The sequence below is a fragment of the Flavobacterium sp. UBA5153 genome (assembly GCA_002413745.1).
GTDB lineage: Bacteria > Bacteroidota > Bacteroidia > Flavobacteriales > Flavobacteriaceae > Flavobacterium.
On record DHXP01000078.1, the window covers coordinates 110382 to 133149 of the forward strand.

The 22768-nt window shown below is 34.8% G+C and carries 17 protein-coding genes; 11 read left to right on the top strand and 6 right to left on the bottom strand.

Annotated elements, in window-relative coordinates; translation table 11 throughout:
• Positions 1-641: 641 nt before the first annotated feature.
• From B2145_RS16745 to B2145_RS16755, 3 genes are read left to right on the top strand one after another with little or no spacing between them, the layout of a single operon-like run.
• Positions 642-1937, top strand: coding sequence for a DUF5690 family protein (locus B2145_RS16745; protein ID WP_291104861.1), 1296 nt, complete (start codon positions 642-644; stop codon positions 1935-1937).
• Complete coding sequence (locus tag B2145_RS16750) at positions 1927-3102, top strand: TIGR03364 family FAD-dependent oxidoreductase (RefSeq protein ID WP_291104863.1); 1176 nt, start codon at positions 1927-1929, stop codon at positions 3100-3102. The genes B2145_RS16745 and B2145_RS16750 overlap by 11 nt, the downstream gene beginning before the upstream one ends.
• Before the next feature lie 8 nt (positions 3103-3110).
• Entirely contained in the window at positions 3111-3773 is a 663-nt protein-coding gene (locus B2145_RS16755) for an HAD hydrolase-like protein (RefSeq protein ID WP_349677719.1), read from the top strand.
• A 49-nt stretch (positions 3774-3822) separates the two neighbouring features.
• Here the strand turns inward: B2145_RS16755 and B2145_RS16760 are convergent, their stop codons facing one another.
• Both B2145_RS16760 and B2145_RS16765 read right to left on the bottom strand, forming a co-directional pair.
• Positions 3823-4404 carry a helix-turn-helix domain-containing protein gene (locus B2145_RS16760; RefSeq protein ID WP_291104868.1) on the bottom strand — a complete coding sequence of 194 codons (582 nt, stop codon included), beginning with the start codon at positions 4402-4404 and terminating at the stop codon, positions 3823-3825.
• A 55-nt stretch (positions 4405-4459) separates the two neighbouring features.
• Positions 4460-4744 (bottom strand): hypothetical protein, encoded by a 285-nt coding sequence (locus tag B2145_RS16765; protein ID WP_291104871.1) that lies wholly within the window; start codon positions 4742-4744, stop codon positions 4460-4462.
• Between the two features lie 600 nt (positions 4745-5344).
• Here B2145_RS16765 and B2145_RS16770 point away from each other — a divergent pair.
• The gene (locus B2145_RS16770; RefSeq protein ID WP_291104873.1) at positions 5345-6202 is read left to right on the top strand and encodes a leucine-rich repeat domain-containing protein; all 858 of its coding nucleotides are present in this window, start codon (positions 5345-5347) and stop codon (positions 6200-6202) included.
• 292 nt (positions 6203-6494) lie between these two features.
• Here the strand turns inward: B2145_RS16770 and B2145_RS16775 are convergent, their stop codons facing one another.
• From B2145_RS16775 to B2145_RS16790, 4 genes are all read right to left on the bottom strand, one after another.
• A complete protein-coding gene (locus tag B2145_RS16775) occupies positions 6495-7460 on the bottom strand; it encodes a glycoside hydrolase family 5 protein (protein ID WP_291104875.1) in 966 nt (321 codons plus the stop codon).
• A gap of 4 nt (positions 7461-7464) precedes the next feature.
• The gene (locus tag B2145_RS16780; protein ID WP_291104877.1) at positions 7465-8703 is read right to left on the bottom strand and encodes a glycoside hydrolase family 27 protein; all 1239 of its coding nucleotides are present in this window, start codon (positions 8701-8703) and stop codon (positions 7465-7467) included.
• A 15-nt stretch (positions 8704-8718) separates the two neighbouring features.
• On the bottom strand, positions 8719-11589 hold the full coding sequence (galA, locus tag B2145_RS16785) for a beta-galactosidase GalA (protein ID WP_291104880.1): 2871 nt from the start codon (positions 11587-11589) through the stop codon (positions 8719-8721).
• A gap of 567 nt (positions 11590-12156) precedes the next feature.
• Complete coding sequence (locus B2145_RS16790; protein ID WP_291104883.1) at positions 12157-13035, bottom strand: helix-turn-helix domain-containing protein; 879 nt, start codon at positions 13033-13035, stop codon at positions 12157-12159.
• Between the two features lie 278 nt (positions 13036-13313).
• On the opposite strand from B2145_RS16790, the gene B2145_RS16795 reads away from it, so the two are divergent.
• The 7 genes from B2145_RS16795 to B2145_RS16825 all read left to right on the top strand — a co-directional run bounded on the left by B2145_RS16795 (position 13314) and on the right by B2145_RS16825 (position 22726).
• The gene (locus tag B2145_RS16795) at positions 13314-14465 is read left to right on the top strand and encodes a glycoside hydrolase family 26 protein (protein ID WP_291104885.1); all 1152 of its coding nucleotides are present in this window, start codon (positions 13314-13316) and stop codon (positions 14463-14465) included.
• 39 nt (positions 14466-14504) lie between these two features.
• On the top strand, positions 14505-15896 hold the full coding sequence (locus tag B2145_RS16800) for an MFS transporter (RefSeq protein WP_291104887.1): 1392 nt from the start codon (positions 14505-14507) through the stop codon (positions 15894-15896).
• Between the two features lie 24 nt (positions 15897-15920).
• Entirely contained in the window at positions 15921-17114 is a 1194-nt protein-coding gene (locus B2145_RS16805) for a glycosidase (RefSeq protein WP_291104889.1), read from the top strand.
• 3 nt (positions 17115-17117) lie between these two features.
• Positions 17118-18308, top strand: a complete 1191-nt coding sequence (locus B2145_RS16810) for an AGE family epimerase/isomerase (protein WP_291104891.1) — start codon at positions 17118-17120, stop codon at positions 18306-18308.
• Positions 18309-18361: 53 nt separating this feature from the next.
• A complete protein-coding gene (locus tag B2145_RS16815; protein WP_291104893.1) occupies positions 18362-21208 on the top strand; it encodes a TIM-barrel domain-containing protein in 2847 nt (948 codons plus the stop codon).
• An 81-nt stretch (positions 21209-21289) separates the two neighbouring features.
• Complete coding sequence (locus tag B2145_RS16820; RefSeq protein WP_291104896.1) at positions 21290-21421, top strand: hypothetical protein; 132 nt, start codon at positions 21290-21292, stop codon at positions 21419-21421.
• Positions 21422-21430: 9 nt separating this feature from the next.
• On the top strand, positions 21431-22726 hold the full coding sequence (locus B2145_RS16825) for a glycoside hydrolase 5 family protein (protein WP_291104898.1): 1296 nt from the start codon (positions 21431-21433) through the stop codon (positions 22724-22726).
• Positions 22727-22768 lie beyond the last annotated feature (42 nt).

The window sequence follows — 22768 nt, forward strand, 5'->3', positions numbered from 1 at the left end:
GACTAAAGATAAAATAGTTGAAGTCTTTTTTTAAACAAATACCAGAATGCCAATAGAATCAATCGTAAAAAAAGAAGTAAGGTATAAGGTATTATTTAATATATGTAAAATATTTTTACTTGGTTTAAGAAAAGCAAACCGCCTCATAAGGGCGGTTTGTTGTGTTATAATATTTTCGGGAATGAAGTTGTTTTCTGTATTTTTTGGTTTAAATGCATAGAAAATCAGTGTGCATAATAATTATTTTACAATAAATAAAGATAGAATGTATGTAAAGTTAACAAATAGATAAACATCAAAAGTTTACAAATAGTAAAAAAATAATAAAATTTGCATTGCGGTTTGCCAATGTTAGAAATTGGTGTGTAAAGGCAGGAGAATAAATGTAATTATGGTTAATAAATACAATTAGGTTTTACTGGAAATATTGTAAAAAGGAACACAGAGGAAACGGATTGCCAAGGCAAAACACGGACAAAAATAGATTGTATAAAATCCGTTTAAATCCGTGTTTTCGCAAAGCAAATCGGCGTTTATCCGAGTCCTAAATTGAATCATATATGATGGTTTTTACTTTCACACAAAACCCAGAAGCGCTTATAATTATAATAGAGAAGTTACCCGAAAATCAAACTAATTTTATGAAAAAAGTGAAAAATAATAAAGCGATTAAAACAACACTTCACGCTATAGTGGCTTCGTTTGGAGTTTATTTCTGTATGTATGCTTTTCGAAAACCTTTTACGGTTGCAACCTATGAAGGGATTGCTTATTTTGGGGTGGATTATAAAATCTTACTTATAATTGCCCAAGTTTTAGGATATATGCTTTCAAAATTTATAGGGATAAAAATCATCTCGGAAATGGACAGTTCCAAGCGACGATTGTATCTTGTTGGGCTTATTTTTGCGGCAGAAGTGTCGTTGGTATTTTTTGGGTTGGTGCCAAGACCGTACAATATTGTTTTTATGTTCTTAAATGGCTTGCCTTTAGGAATGATTTGGGGTGTCGTTTTTTCGTATTTGGAAGGAAGGAGAAATACCGAAGTATTAGGAGTTGTTTTATGCAGTAGTTTCATTGTTTCTTCAGGATTTGTAAAATCAATAGGCAAATACACGATGGAACAATGGAATGTCTCGGAATATTGGATGCCTGCAGTGACGGGAGCATTGTTTGTTCTTCCATTATTGTTTTTTGCCTATTTATTGGAAAAAATACCGCAACCCAACAAGAAAGACCAGAGACAACGGGAGAAAAGGTTGCCTATGACTGGTGAAGAGAGAAAAAAAATTATGGCAAAGTTTGCTTTTCCGCTAATCATAATGGTGTTCTTTTTTGTCTTATTAACCGCTTTTAGGGATTTCAGGGACAATTTTGCCAGGGAACTTTGGGACAGTTTAGGATATCAAAATAGTAGCTCAATATATTCAATATCCGAAATTCCTATTGCCATCGCGGTGTTGCTTATTTTCAGTTCATTCGGATTTATAAAAAGCAATAAAAAAGCATTCTTAATGTATCATTATATCATCTTGATTAGTGCAATTTTGATAGGACTCAGTACTTGGGTTTTTCAAATGGGGCAAATAACTCCCTTTTCCTGGATGATTTTTACCGGATTTGGATTATATGCCTGCTATGTTCCTTTCAATGGTATTTTCTTTGATAGAATGATAGCGACTTTCAAAATAAAAGGAAATGCAGGTTTTCTGATCTATATATTTGATGCTTTTGGTTATTTGGGAAGTATGGGGGTTTTACTTTATAAAAATTTCGGGCTATCGTCATTATCATGGGTAAACTTTTTTATTTATGGGACTTATGTCATATCAGGAGTGGGAATTATAGGAATTTCGACATTAATCATCCATTTTAAAATAACGCATAAAAAGAAAATTACAGTAAAACCTTTAATAATTAGCATTCATGAATTGTAAAACAGATTTAATCGTTGTTGGCGGAGGGGTGCTCGGAACATTCCATGCCTTCCATGCCCTGCAAAACGGACTAACGGTAACTTTATTTGAAAAGGACAAACAGCCATTGGGGGCTACGGTACGTAATTTTGGACAAGTGGTGCCTTCGGGAATGGACATAAAATGGCAACAATACGGGAGAGAAAGTTTAAAGCTATATAAAGAAATTCAGCAAGAAATAGATTTGACCGTTCGTCAAAACGGAACCGTGTATATAGCTTCAAATGAGGAAGAATTAACTCTGTTGGAAGAATTGCATCAAATAAACAAGTCAAATGATTATTTGTCAAAATTATTGACGAAAGAAGAATGTATCGGGCAGTTTTCTGGGGTAAAGCCATCCTATGCACTTGGCGGCTTGTTTTTTCCTGAAGAAGCAACTGTTGATTCCATATACTTGATTCATCAGTTCCAAAAATATTTGATTGATAAATATAAATTGAAATACATTACAAACACAGCTGTGAAATCATGTGAAAGTGTTGGCAATGATATTGTAAAGGTAACGACGGCAAACGATGATGTTTATGAATCTTCTAAAGTTATAATATGTAATGGTAGCGATTTCAAATTATTGTATCCAGAACTGTATAACGACAGCGATTTAGAAGTCACCAAGCTTCAAATCCTTCAAACAAAACCTCAAGAAAACTATACTTTAAAAGGAAATATTTTAACAGGATTGTCCATTAGAAGATACGAGAGTTTTTCGGAATGTTCTTCTTACAAATTTATTAAAGAGAAAGAAGCCATAGACTCCCTGGAAAAAAAATGGGGAATACATATTATCTTCAAACAAGGGGTTGATGGTAGTATTTATTTTGGTGATTCACACGAATATGCCGATGCCAAAGATGCCGATTTATTGGGATATGAATTGAATATGGAGATTGACAATTTTATGATTCAAGAGGCCAAAAAAATAATTGATTTTCCAAATTGGGAATTGCAACGCAGGTGGACGGGTGTGTATTCCCAATGCAAGAATAAGGATATATTTCAAAAAACAATCGACAACAATATTCATATTGTCACCGGAATAGGTGGTAAGGGAATGACGGGAAGCGGTGGATTTTCAAAAGAGAATATCGCAACTATTTTTAATCTAAACACAGTTAGCTTGTAATGGTAAAAATGATAGTGTTTGACATGGCAGGAACCACCATAGATGAAGGTAATGCAGTTTATAAAACAGTGCAAAAAGTCGTGAACGATGGGGGATATGCTGCTTCCCTTGATGAGGTTTTGCTTTTGGGGGCTGGAAAAGAAAAACTTCAAGCAATTACCGATATTCTAAAAAGCAAAAACCCAGATCAAGATGTGGATGAAGAGGCTTTTCAGTTATTTCAAAAGTTTAAGGTTAGCTTGGAAGAAACCTATATGAATCTAGAAATAAAACCTTTTTCAGATGCGGAAAATGTTTTTGGACTGCTAAAACAAAAGAATATAAAAGTGGTTTTGAATACGGGATACGATTATGTTACGGCATCTACATTGTTGAAAAAAATTAACTGGAAAATGGGAAGAGAGTACGATGCGTTAATTACTGCGGATGACGTAAAAAATGGAAGACCAGCACCAGATATGATACTAAAAGCAATGGCATTATTTCAAATTATTAATCCTGATGAAGTTATTAAAGTAGGAGATTCTATAGTTGATATCGAAGAGGGAAAGGCGGCAAATTGCGGAATCGTTATTGGTGTGACGACAGGAGCGCAGACTCGAAAACAGCTAAATTCAGCATCTCCCAGCTATGTGTTTGATAATCTGACGGCTCTTTTGGAAATTATATAGTTAAAAATAGATACTAAACTAACGATATGTTTTTAAGTGGAAATTATCGTTAGTTTTCTTTGTCCTTTATAAAAAAATACAAAACTAACATTTTACAAGAGCTGGTTCCTTTGTTGACAGGAACATGAGGAATTCGGCCATCAAAAAACAAAGAGTCCCCTTCTCTGAGGATTACTTCTTCCTTGTCTATGAGGTAGGTGATTTCGCCACTTAAAATGTATTTGAATTCGAAAGCATCTGTAATTACTTTTTCTCTTTTGGAATTTGGTTTCACTTCCAAAAGAACGGCTTCAAACCCCATAGAGGTCAATTGTTTACTGAAGATGAATTTATAGGTAAATCCTTCCGCTTCAATCTCTTTTTCGAGATCGGTATATTCGTCATGACGGGCAACTATAAATTTGACGTTGTTTTCGGGGTCTAGATTTTCAAAAAAAATACTTACCGGAGTGTCTAAAGAGGCTATAAGACTTAATAAAACAGGTAATGAAGGTATCGTTCTTCCGTTTTCAATTCGAGAAATGAGACCATTACTTACATTGGCCCTTGAAGCTACCTCGCTAATGGTAAGTTGTTTTTCTTTTCTGATTTTTTTAATGCGTTTCCCTATTCCAATAAGATAATCTTCCACGGTGACTTTGTTTTAATAACAAATAAACCAAATAAATAAACCATATCAAAATAGGTTATTGTTTTTCTTTATGGAAACAAAAGTTTTTGAAAATGATATTTCGAATCGAAGTTTTTATGCACCTGTCATGTTCTCCAAAAGATTCCAGTTTATTTAAATCTAAAAATTGCGAAAGTGCAATTCCTGCCAATTCGCTTTCCTTGAACAATCCAATAAAATGACAGTTCGTGTTTTTTGGAGCCGGTTTCCCCAAAATTTCTAAATATTCCTTGCTTAGGAAAATGTTTTCAATAGCAAATTTATTCCAGCTATTTGGAAACTGTGCCGTTGGGGAATACATTTTTATGGATAACGGGGGCTTCAAATTATAATTAAAAAGTTAAAATACCTGTTTTGCAAATAGAAACCAAAACATTGTCGTCCGATAAAAAAAATTAAAATCGAATAATGCTTTTATTGACGGGACTTATAAAACATATCGCCCCGCTGGGGCTTATTATTTGGGTAGCAATTTTTCTACAAACATTCCGTCCCGATGGGACTAAAACAGCTCCGTTAGGAGCGAAATGTTTGTAGAATGAATAGTTATTCCTTGATTAAAGCCCCATCGGGGCGATATGTATATATTTTTAAAATTTAATCGGACAACAATGAAACCAAAATAACCCTTAATTTAGAATTGAAAAATCCGTGTTTTGGCATTAAATTTGGGTTGTTTTTAAAACTTCAAAACACTGAATTTCAGCAGTCTAACTAATATCTGAGACGTTTGTTTTCTGCAAATAATTACTCCTAATAGGTTATGCATAATGCTTGTTATATGAATAAATTTATGTTACTGTATATTTAGTTAATTATTTGTGTATTTCATCGATTATTTTTACATATTATCGATATTATGATTATCTTAGTTCATTAGTAATCGTTAAAAGTTTTTATCATGAAAAAAATATTCGCACTGCTGTTAATAATCGCGTTTTCATTTGTAATGAAAGCAGATGTTTCAGTTTCTGAAAAAAACGCACTCATAAAATTTTATGATGCTACAAACGGTGCCAACTGGACAACAAAATGGGATTTGAAAGCTCCCGTTTCTTCTTGGTTTGGTGTGGAATTACAAGATGACAAAGTTATTTCGATTCAATTACCCGACAATAATTTAGTGGGGGAATTGCCTTCAGAAATTTCAGATTTATTGTATTTGAAAAGTCTTAATTTGTTCAAAAACTCTATTTCAGGAACCATTCCTTCCTCAATTGGCAATATGAAATCATTAGAGTCGCTTCGTTTATCATTCAATAAATTATCTGGATCTATTCCTGTTTCAATAGATGAGGCGTCTTCTTTGAAAACTTTGGAGTTGTTCATGAATAGATTTACAGGAAATATTCCTTTCGAAATAGGTAAACTAAGCAATTTAGAAACATTGTCTTTATACAATAATGAAATTGAAGGTCAAATTCCATCTTCTGTTTATGAGTTGAAAAATTTAAAAGTGTTGCTTTTAAACAGTAATAAAATATCAGGAACCTTGAGTCAGTCTATTTCAAATCTTACCGAACTTCAACAATTAAGTTTATTTGATAATAAGATGGAAGGACAAGTTCTTTTTGAATTAGAAAAATTAAAAAAGCTAACAGAAATGAATATTTCCTATAATCAGTTTAGTGGGTTGGTTTCTAAAAAGATGGCGAAATTAGATGTATTGGGAATGACCATGATAAACAGTAAAGGTGTTGCTGCCGCATTAAATGTGGCAATGGACAGAAAAACAGCAATTGTTTCTGAGGAGGAATAATCATATAACGTAACTACTTGCAGATTGGGAATTGGTTCAATCTGACACTCTAAAAATTAAGTTAACAGTAATGTTTCAATAATCAGTAAAAACCCGTGAAGCTTGCTTCACGGGTTTTTTGTAAATCCCCATTTTTGTTAATACCATTGGTTAATATGTTTTAGTCCAATCGTTCTGGTATAATGCCGCTGTATATTTCATTTAGTTCTCCCGATAGCTATCGGGATTATTGGACTAATTTGAAATAACTAGCGGTATAATTTGTCAAGTCCTGAAAATAGTTGAGGATAAACTATTTTTCGATATTATACTTTCGTAAGTAGTCCCGAACTTTAATACCTGATTCTTTTAAATCCTCGTCTTTCCAATTTCCTTCAGACTTTGCTGATTTTTTTAGAATAGAACAACTTTCATCTTTATCGGAAACAGACCAAGTGATCCAGCTTATTTTTTTAGCTTCCATCCAATCGATGTATTCCTGCCAGGCAGTATAATTTAAGGGACCGTCGCCGGATGCTCCCATTCCCGCTGACTCGGAAACGAAAATGGGTAATCCGCTTTTTATGGCATCATCGGTTCTGTCCCGCAGCCATTTTTCGTGAGTGCCTGCATAAAAATGCATGGTGTACATCAAATTATCATATCCTTTTATAGGATTTGCTGCAGGTAGTTGGATGTCTTGATCCCAATGAGGGCTACCCACGAGAATAATATTATCTGGATCGTTTGCCCTTATGACTTTAATAACTTCTTCGGAATAGGCTTTTACTTCATCCCAAGTTTCATAATCCGGCTCATTGTAAACTTCATAAATAACATTCGGATATTTACCGTATTTTTTCGACATTTCCGCAAAAAACTCCTTCGCTTCTTTTAGATTTATATTATGACTGTGCCAATCGATAATCACATAAATATCTGCTTTGATGGCGCCATCAACAACTGATTCAATTTTTTCTTTTGAAAAAACAGGGTCCTTTTTATAGGGTTTATCGCCAACTTCAACTCCCATTGCTGCACGAACCACATTGCAATTAAAATCTTTTTTCAGCCAATTTACAGCTCCTTCATTATAGAATCTTGGCCAGAAACTATGCCAGCCAAAACTCAAACCGCGAAGAACTATAGGCGTTCCGTTTTTATCGACGAGTTGTGTTCCTTCGACTTTTAACTGCCCGTGATGTTTTACAAACTGGGCATTTGATAAAGTAGAAATCGATAAAAACAATAATCCAATAATATTAGATTTTATCTTCATTATTTTATTTAGTTAATTTTAAAACGATTACATCGTGTGGAGCAATTTCAGAATTGAATGCTTTTTTAGTGGTGCCAATTGCTTTGTTTTCCCAAAGATTTTTAATTTTATAAACGGTCGTATTTAAATTAGCTTCTAAATTAAAATCAGCATCTTTTATAGTTTGTTTTTTCCAGTCAAAATTTATCTTTTTAGCCACTTCGCTTCTGTTCACGAAAGTGATTGCCCAGTTTTCGTCTGACAAAGGTTTTACCCAAACTTCCAATCCGTCTTCGGATGAATATTTAAAACCTTGAACCCCTAATTTATCTTGGTTTATTGCAATTATTTCTTTGTTTGTTAAAATTGCCAATGTTTCCTTAGACATTTTTCTAAGGTCATTCCCAGCAATAAGGGGCGAAGCCATTATAGACCACATAGTGAAATGTGCTTTGTCTTCGGTATTTGTCATTCCGTCACCCACTTCGAGCATGTCAAAATCATTCCAATGATCAGGACCTGAAAATTTACGGATGTCTTTTCTCATTTCAAGAATTTTCATAAATCCCCAAGAAGACCAATTTCCTTCTTTGTGCTTAAATTCACAATCAAAACAAGGATAAATATCCCCGGAGATTCTCCAAAGATTACCAACAGGTTGTGCCCAATTCCATGGTTGATTATCACCCCATTCACATAAGCTAAAAACAATAGGTTTTCCCGCAGTTTTCAGTGCATTACTCATTGTGGTGTAGGCTTCTTTCGCATTAATTCCTTGAGTGTTACACCAATCGTATTTTAGATAATCGATATTTAAACCTGCATAAAATCGAGCATCTTGGTATTCGTATCCTCGAGTTCCTGGATATCCCGCACAAGTTCTTGTACCTGCGCAATTATACAATCCAAATTTTAATCCCTTTGAATGAACATATTCAATTAAAGATTTCATTCCGCTTGGAAATTTAATTGGATCCGGGACTAGATTCCCATTTCCATCACGCTCTTTAGCCATCCAGCCATCATCGAGAACAATATAATTATAACCCGCGGCTGCCATACCTGAAGCAACCATTATGTCAGCAGTTTCCTTGACTAATTTTTCGTCAATATTAGTTTGAAATGTGTTCCAGGAATTCCAGCCCATCGGTGGAGTCATGGCCAGACCTTCATATTTTCCGGATCCTTGGGTATAAGTATTGCCTTGAGCAATCGAAGCTATCGATAAGCTAAGAAGTAGTAATGAATAGATTACTTTTTTCATGTTAAGTGTGTTTGTTTATTTAATTGTGTTGATTTTAATTTCTGATTTTTTTAATCCATTTGCAGATGCTGTTAATACAATTTCACCTGCTTCGCCTGTCGTTTGCACGATAACTTGCGCTAAACCACTAAAAAGAGTTCTTTTATAGGATGGAGCTGGAGTAATTATTTGAATTGTTCCCGGATTTGTATTAACGGTTCCCCATTTGTATTTAAAAATCAAAGGAATTGCAACTATCGAAATTGTATTACTTCCGGCACGAAGGATTGATTTGTCTAATTTAAAGGCGTCTCCTTTTTTATTTTCCGGAATGTTTTTAGCAATTTCATTTCCATTGATGAAAATAGATTGGGTTTGACCAATGCTATTATAAAACAAATTGATTTGGGTTTCATTAAAATTTTGGGGTAAGTCAAAAGTGGTTCTATAGACAATTGCTTTTACTTTTTTGCCAAAAAGGGTGTCTCTGCTGTCTTTGAATGCATTTTGCCAATTAGAAATGTCAACATTATCTGCCGCCTTCTCTTTAGAAGTCAAGTCGCTGATGAATTTTTCTTTTAAATTAGAAATGGCAATAATAGTGTTTGTTTCTATATATTTATCGGCTTCAAGAGAAGTTGGTTTTCCATTTCCTACTCCGATAATCTTTCCAGGTCCAGAGATAGAAAAGGTGATTTCTTTATCAGAAGTGGGTACATGTAATCCTGATTTATCTTTGGTGTCAATAGTAATCATCGCTATATTATCTTTATTGGCGTCAAGCGTCCTTTTATTGGATTCTAAATTTACCGAAACGGCTGTGCCTGTAGTTTTTACTACATCATTCAGGATTTTTTTACCGTTTTTGAACCCTACAGCTTCTAATGTACCCGGTTGGTAATTCACTTTCCATTCCAAGTGACTGTTTTTCTCCATTGTTTTTCTGCCTTGACTCTTTTTATTCAAAAAAAGTTCCACTTCATCGCAATTGCTGTATGCCCAAACGTCTATTGGTTGTCCTTCTTTACCTTTCCAGTTCCAATGAGGTAAAATATGCAAAATAGGCACATTGTCCCACCATGATTTTAAATACCACGCATCGTCTTTATAAAAACCACATTGGTCCACCATACCAAAATAGGAACCTACAGACGGGAATTCATAAGGGGTGGGTTCACCACGATAATCAAAACCAGTCCAAATGAAGATTCCTGCAAGGTAAGGACGAGAAGCATAATGCTTCCAACCTTCCTCTAAACTGAATGCTTCGGGAGCTGGTTTTCGATCATAAGCCGCTTTGAATTGATTTTTTTCATCATCAAAATAGATGCCTCTTGTGGCAAACGTAGAACCTTCTTCGGTTCCCCAACTGGATAGCAAAGGGAAGTTTTTATGGTGCTTATCCGTACTGCCGTGTTTAATATAATTATATCCAATAACATCTACGGCAGTGGCTATTCCATTATCCCAATTACCGCTTACGGCCGCAGTTATTCCACGGGTGGTATCGATAGTTTTTGCATAATCCTGCATGGTTCTTGCCATTCGAGCACCGATGATATTTCCCTCCACCCCCCATTCTTCATTGGCTATAGACCAACTGATAACACTAGGATGATTTCTGTCACGGATCATCATTCGTTTAAGATCATTCAGTTGTACCTGAGTGGTTCCCATCAATCGGTTTTCATCAATGACTAACATCCCTAAACGGTCACAAGCGTCTAATAACTCAGGTGTGGGCGGATTATGTGAACATCTGTAAGCGTTACTTCCAAATGATTTTAGAGTGGCAATACGAAAATCCTGCAAACCATCAGGCATAGCTGAACCAACACCGGCATGATCTTGATGGTTGTTTGTCCCTTTTATTTTAATATGTTTTTCATTTAAGAAAAAGCCTTCATTTGGATCAAAACGAAGGGTACGTATGCCAAAAGTGGTTTCGTATGTGTCTATTAATTTGTCTCCAATAAAAACAGAATGAATCATTTTATGTAAATACGGGGTTTCAACTGACCACAAATTCGGATTGTCAACGGATAGGGTAGCACTAAACTCTTTGGTTTCCATTGGTTTCAAACTTAAATTATTAATTGTTGCAGTAGCAATAGATTTTCCGGTTGCGTCTAAAACAGTTTGAATAATTTTAAAGTTTTGGGGTTCGCCACCTTCATTAATTACCGAAACTTTTGAAGTTAGCTCGGCATTCTTTCCATTTATTTTTGTCGATACAAATGTTCCGTCAGCAGGAATATGCAACGGATTGGTTTTGTTTAGCCATACATGACGATACATACCGGCTCCTTCGTAAAACCAACCTTCTTCCATAGTTGCATCGACACGAACGGCTATTGTGTTTTCGCCTCCATAATTGATGTAATCAGTAATATCGTACTCAAAGCCCAAATAGCCACTGGGTTCGGTTCCCAGATAATGTCCGTTTACCCAAACAATTGAGTTGCGAAAAACACCATCAAAAGCAATATGGATGCGGCGACCCAAATCACTTTCGGGGATGGTTATTTTTTTGCGGTACCAGCCCACACTGGCATCAGGAAATTTTCTTCCGATAGCTTTAAAACCATGACTATAACTTGCTTCTTTACTAAAAGGTTGTTCTACTGCCCAATCGTGCGGTAAATCTAATTTTCTCCAGGCACGGTCGTCAAAATCTTGAGAAGCAGCGCCATCTCCATAAGATGTTTTGGCTAAATAAGAAAAATAACTTGTTCCGTTATTGAAATCTTTTTGGGTATCATAAGGATGTCCGAACGCAAACTTCCAACCGTGGTCAATTGATATGTGTTCTCTTTCCTGCGATGCCGGTTTAGACTGTGCAAAAAGCAGCGTGGTAAACAGGAGTAAAATAAGAACAGTTGAAAAACTCTTTTTTAATATTTTCATAGAATAAAAATAGTCCTTTACAAGGAAATTTACAAATAAAACACTCTTTGAAATAAGATGCTAACGGGTATTCTGTCATTATTTTTTATTAATCTTAGCTTAAAAAAAGAATTCCCTAATGCTCAATTAGGGAATGTCTTAAAAACTAACTCAAAGAAACCAAAATATTATTTGAGCACGAAGCCCATATCATCAATAAGAATTGTGTTACCTCCAAAATTACCTGATTCTTGTAAAGTTAACTGATCCCAAGTAGTCGGATTTCCAACATCTGAAAATGGAATTTTAGTGTATGTCCAATCAGAAGATAATTTTTAAACAATTTAAAAACAAATATATAACACCGGTTAACATCAAATTAATAGTATTATATCATTTAATGATACTGTTTTTACTTCATAACTTTTAAGTAATAGATATGAAAATAATAACTATCATTATTTATGGTATATGTAATTTTTTGCCAAAAAAAGTATGATAATAAGAATTAAATTAATAGATAAGTGGTCCGTTTTAGATTCAAACGATTTCGAAGGATGGTAAAAAAAATGAAGCAGAAACGGGGAGTTATAATATTCGCTTTAAACCAGAAAAATCTTCTCTATATTGACTAGGGGTGCGTTTTTTAATGGACTTGAAACTTCTGTTAAAATTGGCTATATTATTGAAGCCGGACTTGAATGCAATTTCAGAAATGCTTAAATCTTTCTCTACTATCCATCTGGCGGCATAACCAATTCTGATGTCATTTATATAATTCACAAAAGTTTTTCCAGTACGTTTTTTAATAAATCTGTTAAATGAAATGCTGGTCATGCTTGCCACTTTAGAAACGTCCTCTAAAGATATTTTTTTGGCAAAGTTTTTTTGCACATACTCATATACTAATTTCATTTTGTCATAGTCATCGAAAGTAGCGTAATCAACTGTGTAAGTAGACAAAAGCCTTTGATTCCTGGAGTTGGCTAAATCATATAGTATGGATGTAATCTCCAGAAAATAATCCATTCCGTCTAATTTCGAAATTTTAATGAGTCGAGGGGAAAGCTCTTCAGTAATTTTTTTTGAAAATAAAATACCATGAATCGAACGATTAAACATGTCTTTTATTGGACCCATTATTCTTCTGGATAACAAGGATTCATGAAATAAATCATTGTGAAATTGAATTGTTACCTCGTGAATTTGCTTGCTTGAGCATTTATTTAATTCCCATCCATGATATAAATTAGGGCCAATTAGAACCAATTCTACATCGTCAATTTCTTCTATATTATCGCCAACAACACGTTTAACCCCTTTGCCATTTAGGATGAAATTGATCTCGAATTCAGGGTGATAGTGTACCGGAAAATCAAAAGTATCCTTAACCCTGTCAAAAACTAAAAAACTATCAAGCGGAGAAAGAGGAGGTATTTCTCTGTAAAAATTCTTTAAACTACTCATGTTGTATTTTTGTTTGCAATAATATGACATATAATTGATAAAATAATATTAATTCATGGGGAGTCGTCGAATTATCTTTGAAAAATGCAATTATTGAATTTTTACAAACAATAGGAATAATAAACATTAATCGCTTTTAATATAACCAGTTTTTATAATTTTGATAATTACATTCGAAAAATATTATTTTTTTCTTGAATCAAATAATTCAACGTTACAAAACCTAAAATTAGATTTATAGTTCTCTTTTCCAGCTATTCAAATTAACAATTACAAATATGAAAAAATCCATTACGGTGCTATTAACTTATTTTTTTATTGGAACTTCCTGTTCCCTAAAAGCTCAAGCTATTGATACTAAATTATCTATTTCCGACAAAAAATCGACTCCTGAAACTGTAACACTGTACAAAAATTTAACAAAATTAATCAATAAAGGAATAATGTTCGGCCATCAGGATGATTTGGCCTATGGCGTAAACTGGAAATATGAAGCCGGGAGAAGCGACGTGAAAGAGGTTGCGGGAGATTATCCGGCAGTTTACGGATGGGATCTTGGCGGGTTAGAAAAAAAGTCAGCCAAGAATATTGACGGTGTTCCTTTTGACAAGATGAAACAGTACATCAAAGACGCTCACGCCAGAGGTGGAATCATCACCATTAGCTGGCATTTTGATAATCCTTTGACTGGGAAAAATGCTTGGGATACCACTCCAAAATCTCTTGCATCTGCATTACCGGGAGGAGTAAGTCACGAAAAATTTAAATCTTGGTTAGATGAAGCCGCAAAATTCATTTTGTCTTTAAAAGACGAAAAAGGAAAAGCAATTCCGATGCTCTATCGCCCATATCATGAACTTACAGGAAACTGGTTTTGGTGGTGTAAAAACAACGGAAGCCCCGAGGAATTCAAAACATTATGGAAGTTCACGATTGATTATTTACAAAAAAAAGGGGTTCATAATTTAATTTATGTTTACAATACTGCCGGTTTTAAAAACAAGGAAGAGTTTTTGGAATATTATCCAGGATCTGATTATGCAGACATTTTAAGTTTTGACAATTACCAATATAATGACCCCACTAAAGACAATTCATTTATTGAAAATTGCCAAAGACAATTCAAAATTATGGATGAAGTTGCCAAAGAACAAAATAAAATCATGGCTTTTGCCGAAACGGGATATGAACAAATTCCTTATGATAAATGGTGGACGGATACTTTGATGAAAGCAATTGGTGATTATAAAATTTCCTATGTTTTGGTTTGGAGAAACCATGGCTGGAATGAATCCCTGAATCCGCCACACATGCACTACTATGCACCATACAAAGGTCAGCTGAGTGAAAAAGACTTTGTTGATTTTTACAATCTTGACAAAATTTTATTCGAGAAAGATGTTGCAAAAGAAAATATTTACAAAAAATAATCAGTAACCTCTTAATTTTAAGATTTATCACCTAAAAAAATGCACAATAAAGTTAGTTTAAAAGAAAAAGTTGGTTACGGATTGGGAGATGCTGCTTCTTCCATGTTCTGGAAAATATTTAGCATGTATCTTATGTTTTTTTACACCGATGTATTCGGATTGGCACCAGCCGTAGTAGGAACTATGTTTTTGATTACTAGAATCTGGGATTCCTGTTTTGACCCTTTGGTTGGAATCATAGCAGATAGAACAAAAACACGTTGGGGTAAATTCAGACCTTATCTATTATGGACTGCCATACCTTTCGCTGTCATAGGTGTGTTGACATTTTATACTCCTGATTTTGATGCAAAGGGGAAAATAATTTATGCTTATGTAACCTATTCTTTGATGATGATGGTATATTCAATAATCAATGTTCCTTATGCATCCTTGCTAGGTGTAATGTCATCTGATAGAAAAGAACGAACAACACTATCTTCCTATCGAATGGTTTTTGCTTTTGGTGGAAGCTTACTGGCACTATGGCTTATAGAACCTCTTGTGAATCATTTTGGAGGTAATATGAATTCAAAAATAGGTTGGTTATATACCATTATAGTTTTTGGAATCATCACCACTATTTTTTTCTGGGGATGTTTTTTTCTAACCAAAGAACGGGTTAAACCAATCTCTGATGAAAAAACTGTTTTAAAAGAAGACCTCAAAGATCTTTGGAAAAACAAACCTTGGTGGATTCTTCTTGGTGCCGGAATTGGTACCTTGGTATTCAATTCAATTCGTGATGGCGCGGCAGTTTATTACTTTAAATATTATGTAAGTCATACCGTGAGCTATAGTTTTAATGTCTTTGGAGAGACTTTTGCCATGACGCCCACTTCCTTATACTTGGTTTTAGGTCAAGCGGCAAATATTATTGGAGTGATTGCAGCGACACCAATCGCAAATAGAATCGGGAAAAAAAATACCTTTTTCGGAGCAATGACTTTGGCGGCAATTTTAAGTGTAATATTCTATTTCTTCGGAAAAGAAGATGTGTTGCTGATTATGGTTTTCCAAGTACTGATAAGCATTTGCGCAGGTTGTATTTTCCCTTTAATATGGTCAATGTACGCCGATAGTGCGGATTACTCTGAATGGAAACAAGGAAGAAGAGCTACTGGACTTGTATTTTCAGCTTCTTCAATGTCACAAAAATTTGGTTGGACAATAGGTGGAGCCGCAACAGGATGGCTTTTGGGATATTATGGTTTTCAGGCAAATATTGAGCAAACTGCAGTAACCCAAAATGGAATTCAGTTAATGTTGAGTATTCTTCCAGCAATTGCAGCAGCAGTTTCCGTGCTTTTTATTCTATTCTATCCACTGACGGAAGAAAAATTGGAAACAATAGAACAAGACCTGAATAACAAAAGAAATTTAACAAATTAATATTTGATTTTAGAACTATCAATCATGAATACAGAAGCAATAAATACAGATTTCCAGAAAAGAAAAATTGAAATTGAAAACGAATTTCAACAGCTAATAGAAAATAAAAACGAACCACAATCTTATGTGGGAAACGGGATATTCAAACGTTATAAAAACCCTGTCGTAACAGCAAATCATGCTCCAGTCGAATGGCGTTATGACTTAAACGAAGCCACAAATCCATTTTTAATGGAACGAATTGGCATCAATGCTACTTTCAACGCTGGCGCGATGAAATGGAATAACAAATATATTCTTGCTGTTCGTGTGGAAGGTGTCGATAGAAAGTCATTCTTTGCCATAGCGGAAAGTCCAAATGGAATTGATAATTTCAAATTTTGGGACAAACCTTGTGTTATTCCGCAAACCGAAGAACCAGACACAAACGTTTACGATATGCGTTTGACAAACCATGAAGACGGCTGGATTTACGGTATTTTTTGTACCGAAAGAAAGGATCCTAAAGCCCCTAAAGGAGATACGAGCATGGCTATTGCCAATGCGGGAATTGTTCGTACCAAAGATTTAGTAAATTGGGAAAGATTGCCTGATTTGATTTCGAATACAGGTCAGCAAAGAAATGTAGTTTTGCATCCTGAATTCGTAGATGGGAAATATGCTTTATACACCCGTCCGCAAGATGGATTTATTGATGTTGGAAGCGGAGGCGGAATTGGTCTTGGTTATATCGATGACATGAAAAATCCAATCGTAAAAGATGAGCAAATTATTTTTGGCAAACAATATCATACGATTTATGAGTTGAAAAACGGTCTTGGTCCAGCACCGATAAAAACAGAAAAAGGGTGGTTGCATTTGGCTCACGGCGTTAGAAATACAGCTGCCGGATTGCGCTATACTTTGTATATGTTTATGACTGATTTAAATGATATTTCGAAAGTGACTCATGTTCCTGCTGGACATTTTATGGCTCCTGAAGGAATGGAGAGAATTGGCGATGTCTCAAACGTGTTGTTTTCAAACGGTTGGATTGAAGATGAAGACGGTACCGTTTTTATTTATTACGCTTCTTCGGATACGAGAATGCACGTGGCCGTTTCATCAGTTGAAAAATTAATTGATTATGTAATGAACTCGCCTGAAGATACCTTTACATCTGCAGGTTCCGTAAATACTATTATTGAACAAGTAAATAAAAATAAAGAAATTTTATAATCTGTGTCAACAAAATTAAATCATCTAAAAACCGAATTAACAACCGAACTCAATAACATTCTTGGGTATTGGTCGGAATTTACAATCGATATTGAAAATGACGGTTTTATAGGTCAAATAGATTATAACAATCATAAAAATTACCAGGCCGAAAAAGGGTCTGTTTTAAATGCTAGGATTCTGTGGGCTTTTTCTTCGGGCTATCAATTAACAAAAAACGAGGAGCATAAAAAGATCGCTAAGCGTGCGTTTGACTATATTGTCAATCATTTTTATGACGCAGAATTTGGCGGCATTTTTTGGAGTTTAAATCACGACGGAACTCCAAAAGACACAAAAAATCAAATTTACGCTTTGGGTTTTGTTATTTATGGAATGTCTGAATATTATGCGATTTCAAAAGAGGAAAAAGCATTGGAAATAGCCATTTCTTTGTATAAAACTATACAGAAATATAGTTATGACCCAATTCACAAGGGATATTTCGAGGCTTTTACACGCGATTGGCAACCCATAGATGATTTACGTTTGAGCGACAAAGACGCAAACGAAAAGAAAACAATGAATACCCATTTGCATATCGTTGAAGGCTATGTTAATTTATATAAAGTATGGAAAGATGAAACTTTAAGAAAAGATATTATCGAGTTACTTGAAGTTGTAGACACTTATTTTATTAATGAAAAAACGGGACATTTAAGACTGTTTTTTGATGAAAACTGGGTAGAAAAACCAGACGTAATATCTTATGGACATGATATTGAAGCCGCTTGGTTATTATTGCAATGCGCAGAAATTACGGAAGACAAAAATTTAATAGATCGTTTTAAAAAACACGCCATCCAGTTAGCCGATGCTGCCAAAGAGGGCATTGATAAAGATGGTGGTTTGTGGTATGAATTAAAACCGGAAAATAATGAATTGGTAGCCGAAAAGCATTCATGGCCACAAGCGGAACTGATGATTGGATATTTCAACGCATGGCAACTTTCTGGAGACGAATCGTATTTAGAAATTGTTTTGAAAAACTGGAATTTTGTAAAAAATCATATTATAGACAAGCAAAATGGGGAATGGTATTGGGGCGTAAATGCCGATTATTCTTTAATGCAAAAGGACAAAGCCGGATTTTGGAAATGTCCGTACCATAATAGCAGGGCTTGTATTGAATTGATTCATCGAATTGAAGACTAAATTTGTAAAAAGACACAACACTATTAATTCTTAAATAAAAATTTAAAATGAGTATGAAAAAGACATTTTTTTTCGTTTTATTACTGCTAGCATCCACTGTTAAAGTTGCTGCACAATCAACTGATACCTATACAAAGTTGGACGATGGTATTGAAATCAAGATTAAAAATCCGCAAAGGAATGATGCTTTGGTTTTAAAAGTACAAGTAGTATCAAATTCTATATTGCACATAACGGCAAGTCCTACAACCACATTCGACACCACGAAAAGTTTAATGCTTATTGATGCGAAGTTAAATCCTGTAAAATGGGATGTAAAAGAATCTAATGGTGCAGTTACACTTTCCACAGCGTCTCTAAATGCGATTGTTTCTACGGCAAACGGAGAAATAATTTTCACGGACAATACAGGTAAAATTCTTTTGCAGGAAACCAAAGGTGGCGGAAAAACATTCACGGGAACTACACTAGACGGAGAGCAGTCTTACATTGTTCGTCAATCCTTCACGAGTGATTCTGATGAAGCACTGTATGGATTGGGTCAACATCAAAATGGCCTTTTTAATTATAAAGGGACTAAAGTATTATTATCACAATACAACACTGAAGTAGCTATTCCTTTTATGGTTTCGAGCAAAAATTACGGAATTTTATGGGATAATAATTCTATTACAAAGTCAATAGACACAAAAGATTTCGAAAAACTTTCCACTCTAAAATTAACTTCTGCCGATGGGAATAGAGGTTGGTTAACGGCAACGTATACAGACAAAAAAGATCCTAAAAAAGTGCTTACTCTTCCAGAATCTTTTATCGATTACCGTTATATTCCATCTTTAAAAAATGTGCCGGCAGGAATAAATTTAGCAAATGTAACCGTGAAATGGGAAGGTTCATTTGAAACTGATTTTTCAGGGGAACACTTTTTTAATCTTTGGTCTTCGGGTTATGCAAAAATATATATCAACGACAAATTGGTGGCTAGCCATTGGAGACAAGGTTGGAATGCAACAAGTGAGCTTGTCAGAATCAATTTAGAAAAAGACACAAAACACAAAATAAGAATTGAATGGGATCCCGTTTCAAGTGAATCCTTTATTGCAGTTAACTGGTCAAAACCTTTGACAAAGGAGCAAAAAAATGAATTCGCATTTGAATCGGAAGTAGGGCAAAAAATTGATTATTTTTTCGTTTCCGGTAAAAATATGGATGAAGTGATTAGTGGTTACAGAACGCTTACCGGAAAAGCAACCTTGATGCCTAAATGGTCTATGGGATTTTGGCAAAGTCGGGAACGCTACAATACACAGGATGAAATATTGAACACCGTTGCCGAATTCAGAAAGAGAAAAATTGGACTGGATAATATTGTTTTAGACTGGAGATACTGGAGAGAAGGACAGTGGGGAAGCCAAGAGTTTGATACTGATCGTTTTCCTGATGCAAAGGGAATGATGAAAACTTTGCACGAAAAATACAACACCAATTTGATGATTTCGGTTTGGGCCAAATTTTATGATGTCACTCAAAACTATAAAGATTTAGATGCAAAAGGATTCATTTTGAAACGAAATGTAGCCGAAGGCAGAAAAGATTGGTTGGGATTCACAAATGGCATTTATGATCCTTATAATCCAAATGCCAGAAAAGCATTTTGGGATCTAATAAATAATAAAATTTATTCAACAGGAATCGATGCTTGGTGGATGGATGCTTCTGAGCCGGATGTACATAGCAATATGCCGCCGGAAGTGCGTAAAGAAATGATTGGGAACAACTTTTTGGGAGCTCCTGAAAAAAATTACAATGCCTTCTCATTGATGAATGCCAAAGGAATTTATGAAGGGCAACGTAGTGTTGATCCCAATAAAAGAATTTTTATGCTTACCCGTTCCGGTTTTGCAGGTTTGCAACGTTATGCTGCCGCAACTTGGAGTGGCGATATCGGTTCTCGTTGGGAAGATTTAAAAAATCAAATTCCTGCCGGACTTAATTTCTCGATGTCAGGTATGCCGTATTGGACAATGGATATCGGAGGATTCTCTGTAGAAACACGTTATGAAAAACCATCAGGACAAGACTTGGACGAATGGAGAGAATTAAACGCTCGTTGGTATCAATATGGGGCTTTTTGTCCATTATTTAGATCTCATGGTCAATTTCCTTACAGAGAAATTTTTAATATTGCTCCGGAAGATCATCCTGCCTATAAAAGTATTCTTTATTACAACAAACTTCGTTACAGATTGATGCCTTATATTTATTCATTGGCGGGAAAAACATATCACGATGATTATACTATTATGCGTGGACTTCCAATGGACTTTAATTCCGATAAAAATGTTCTCAATATCGCAGATCAATTTATGTTTGGCCCGGCAATTCTTGTCAATCCTGTTACGGAATATAAAAAACGAAGTCGTACCTTATACTTGCCAAACACCAATGGATGGTATAATTTTTACACCAGCGAATTCCTTGAAGGCGGGCAAACCATCGATGCAGAAGCGACTTATGAAAAATTACCTTTATATGTAAAAGAAGGTTCCATAATTCCTTGCGGTCCAAATATTGAATACACTTCACAAAAAACATCAGAACCGTTTACCATTTATGTTTACACGGGAAAAGATACCAGTTTCACATTGTATGAAGACGAAAATATTAATTATAACTATGAAAAAGGACAGTTTGCAACAATTGAGTTTAAATACAATGAAGCAACCAAAACACTTACAATAGCTGACAGAAAAGGAAGCTTTAAAGGAATGCAAAAACAAAGAGTCTTTAACGTGGTTTTCATTGACAAAACAAAAAAATCAACTTTTAACTTAGATGACAAAGTGATTGATGGTGAAAAAGTAAAATATAATGGTAAAAAAATAATGGTAAAATCTTAAAAATAAATTTCAAGAAAGCGGTATTTATTACATCTGTATTTTTTTATTAATTCGATTGCATTTGAACAAAATAATTTGATTGTGATTTATAATACCGCTTATTATGTGCCAACACCCTCCGCAACAAACGCAGCTGATTTCACGAGTTTTGCAACCAAACCAAAATCAGTTTTAATAAATACGTTGCCAAAAATGTATGTTTTACCTAACTAATAAAAACAAATGAAATATTCAATTTTAACTTTAGCACTGTTCCTTTTTTTCTTTGCGTCAACTGTTGCTTCTGCACAAAAAACGCAGCCAAGAATTACAGTTAAAGGAACCCAATTTTTTAAGGGCGACAAGCCTTATTCTTATGTTGGAACAAATTACTGGTATGGGAGTTTACTGGGTTCAAAGAAAGTAGGAGATAGAAAAAGATTACTTCGCGAACTGGATTTGATGCAAAAAAACGGCATTGATAATCTGAGGATTTTAGTTGGTGGTGACGGCGGTACTTATGATTATACCGTTCGTCCCGCTTTGCAATACGAACAAGGAAAATACAACCAAGACTTGTTAGACGGCCTTGATTTTTTGATTGCTGAAATGGGCAAACGCAAAATGTACGCCGTTTTATATATAACCAACAACTGGGAATGGTCTGGCGGAATGTCACAATATCTGGAATGGAACGGTAAAGGTGCTATTCCGATTCCGAATATCGCTCCGAATACTTGGCCGCAGTTTATGTCTTATACCGAAAAATTCCATAGTTGCGAACCTTGTATGGAAGCATTGGCGAGCCACGTGAAATTTATTATAGGAAGAACCAATGCGTATTCCCATAAAAAATATATAGAGGACAATACCATTATGGCTTGGCAAGTAGGCAACGAACCCCGAACTTTTACGCCAGAAAACGAAGCTAAATTCACGGCGTGGCTCAACAATATTGTCGATTTAATCGATAGTTTAGACAAATACCATTTGATTTCTACAGGTTCTGAAGGCAAAAACAGTTCGAACGATGATATGAAAATTTTTGAAAGAACCCATAAAAATCCGAACATCGATTATTTAACGATGCACATCTGGCCAAAAAACTGGAATTGGTACAAAGCCGATGATACCGAAAAAACCTTGCCAATCACATTAGAAAATGCCGGAAAATATATTGACCTTCATATTGCCGTCGCCAATCATTTAAAAAGACCAATTATTATAGAAGAATTTGGTTTGCCAAGAGAAAACGAAAGCCTACTTGCTGAGTCATCAGTTGCAAACAGGAATATTTTTTACAAGTATATTTTTAATAGAATTGTAGAAAGCAAAAAGAACAATGGTCCATTACAAGCCGTTAACTTTTGGGGGTTTGGAGGAGAAGGTAGAGCCGTAAATAAAGACGGTAAGTGGAGTTTAGGTGATCCTTTAACTACTGATCCACCGCAAGAACCGCAAGGTTTGAACAGTGTTTTTTCTTCGGATAAATCCACTTTGGACATTGTGAAAAAATTCAATATAATATTAAAAAATTAATTATAAATGCCGTTGTTTTAATATAGCGGCATTTTTATATAA

Coding starts and splice junctions, on each gene's coding strand:
- B2145_RS16745 (WP_291104861.1), top strand. CDS start 642: ATGAAAAAAGTGAAAAATAATAAAGCGATTAAAACAACACTTCACGCT.
- B2145_RS16750 (WP_291104863.1), top strand. CDS start 1,927: ATGAATTGTAAAACAGATTTAATCGTTGTTGGCGGAGGGGTGCTCGGA.
- B2145_RS16755 (WP_349677719.1), top strand. CDS start 3,111: ATGATAGTGTTTGACATGGCAGGAACCACCATAGATGAAGGTAATGCA.
- B2145_RS16765 (WP_291104871.1), bottom strand. CDS start 4,744: ATGTATTCCCCAACGGCACAGTTTCCAAATAGCTGGAATAAATTTGCT.
- B2145_RS16770 (WP_291104873.1), top strand. CDS start 5,345: ATGAAAAAAATATTCGCACTGCTGTTAATAATCGCGTTTTCATTTGTA.
- B2145_RS16775 (WP_291104875.1), bottom strand. CDS start 7,460: ATGAAGATAAAATCTAATATTATTGGATTATTGTTTTTATCGATTTCT.
- B2145_RS16780 (WP_291104877.1), bottom strand. CDS start 8,703: ATGAAAAAAGTAATCTATTCATTACTACTTCTTAGCTTATCGATAGCT.
- galA (WP_291104880.1), bottom strand. CDS start 11,589: ATGAAAATATTAAAAAAGAGTTTTTCAACTGTTCTTATTTTACTCCTG.
- B2145_RS16790 (WP_291104883.1), bottom strand. CDS start 13,035: ATGAGTAGTTTAAAGAATTTTTACAGAGAAATACCTCCTCTTTCTCCG.
- B2145_RS16795 (WP_291104885.1), top strand. CDS start 13,314: ATGAAAAAATCCATTACGGTGCTATTAACTTATTTTTTTATTGGAACT.
- B2145_RS16800 (WP_291104887.1), top strand. CDS start 14,505: ATGCACAATAAAGTTAGTTTAAAAGAAAAAGTTGGTTACGGATTGGGA.
- B2145_RS16805 (WP_291104889.1), top strand. CDS start 15,921: ATGAATACAGAAGCAATAAATACAGATTTCCAGAAAAGAAAAATTGAA.
- B2145_RS16815 (WP_291104893.1), top strand. CDS start 18,362: ATGAAAAAGACATTTTTTTTCGTTTTATTACTGCTAGCATCCACTGTT.
- B2145_RS16825 (WP_291104898.1), top strand. CDS start 21,431: ATGAAATATTCAATTTTAACTTTAGCACTGTTCCTTTTTTTCTTTGCG.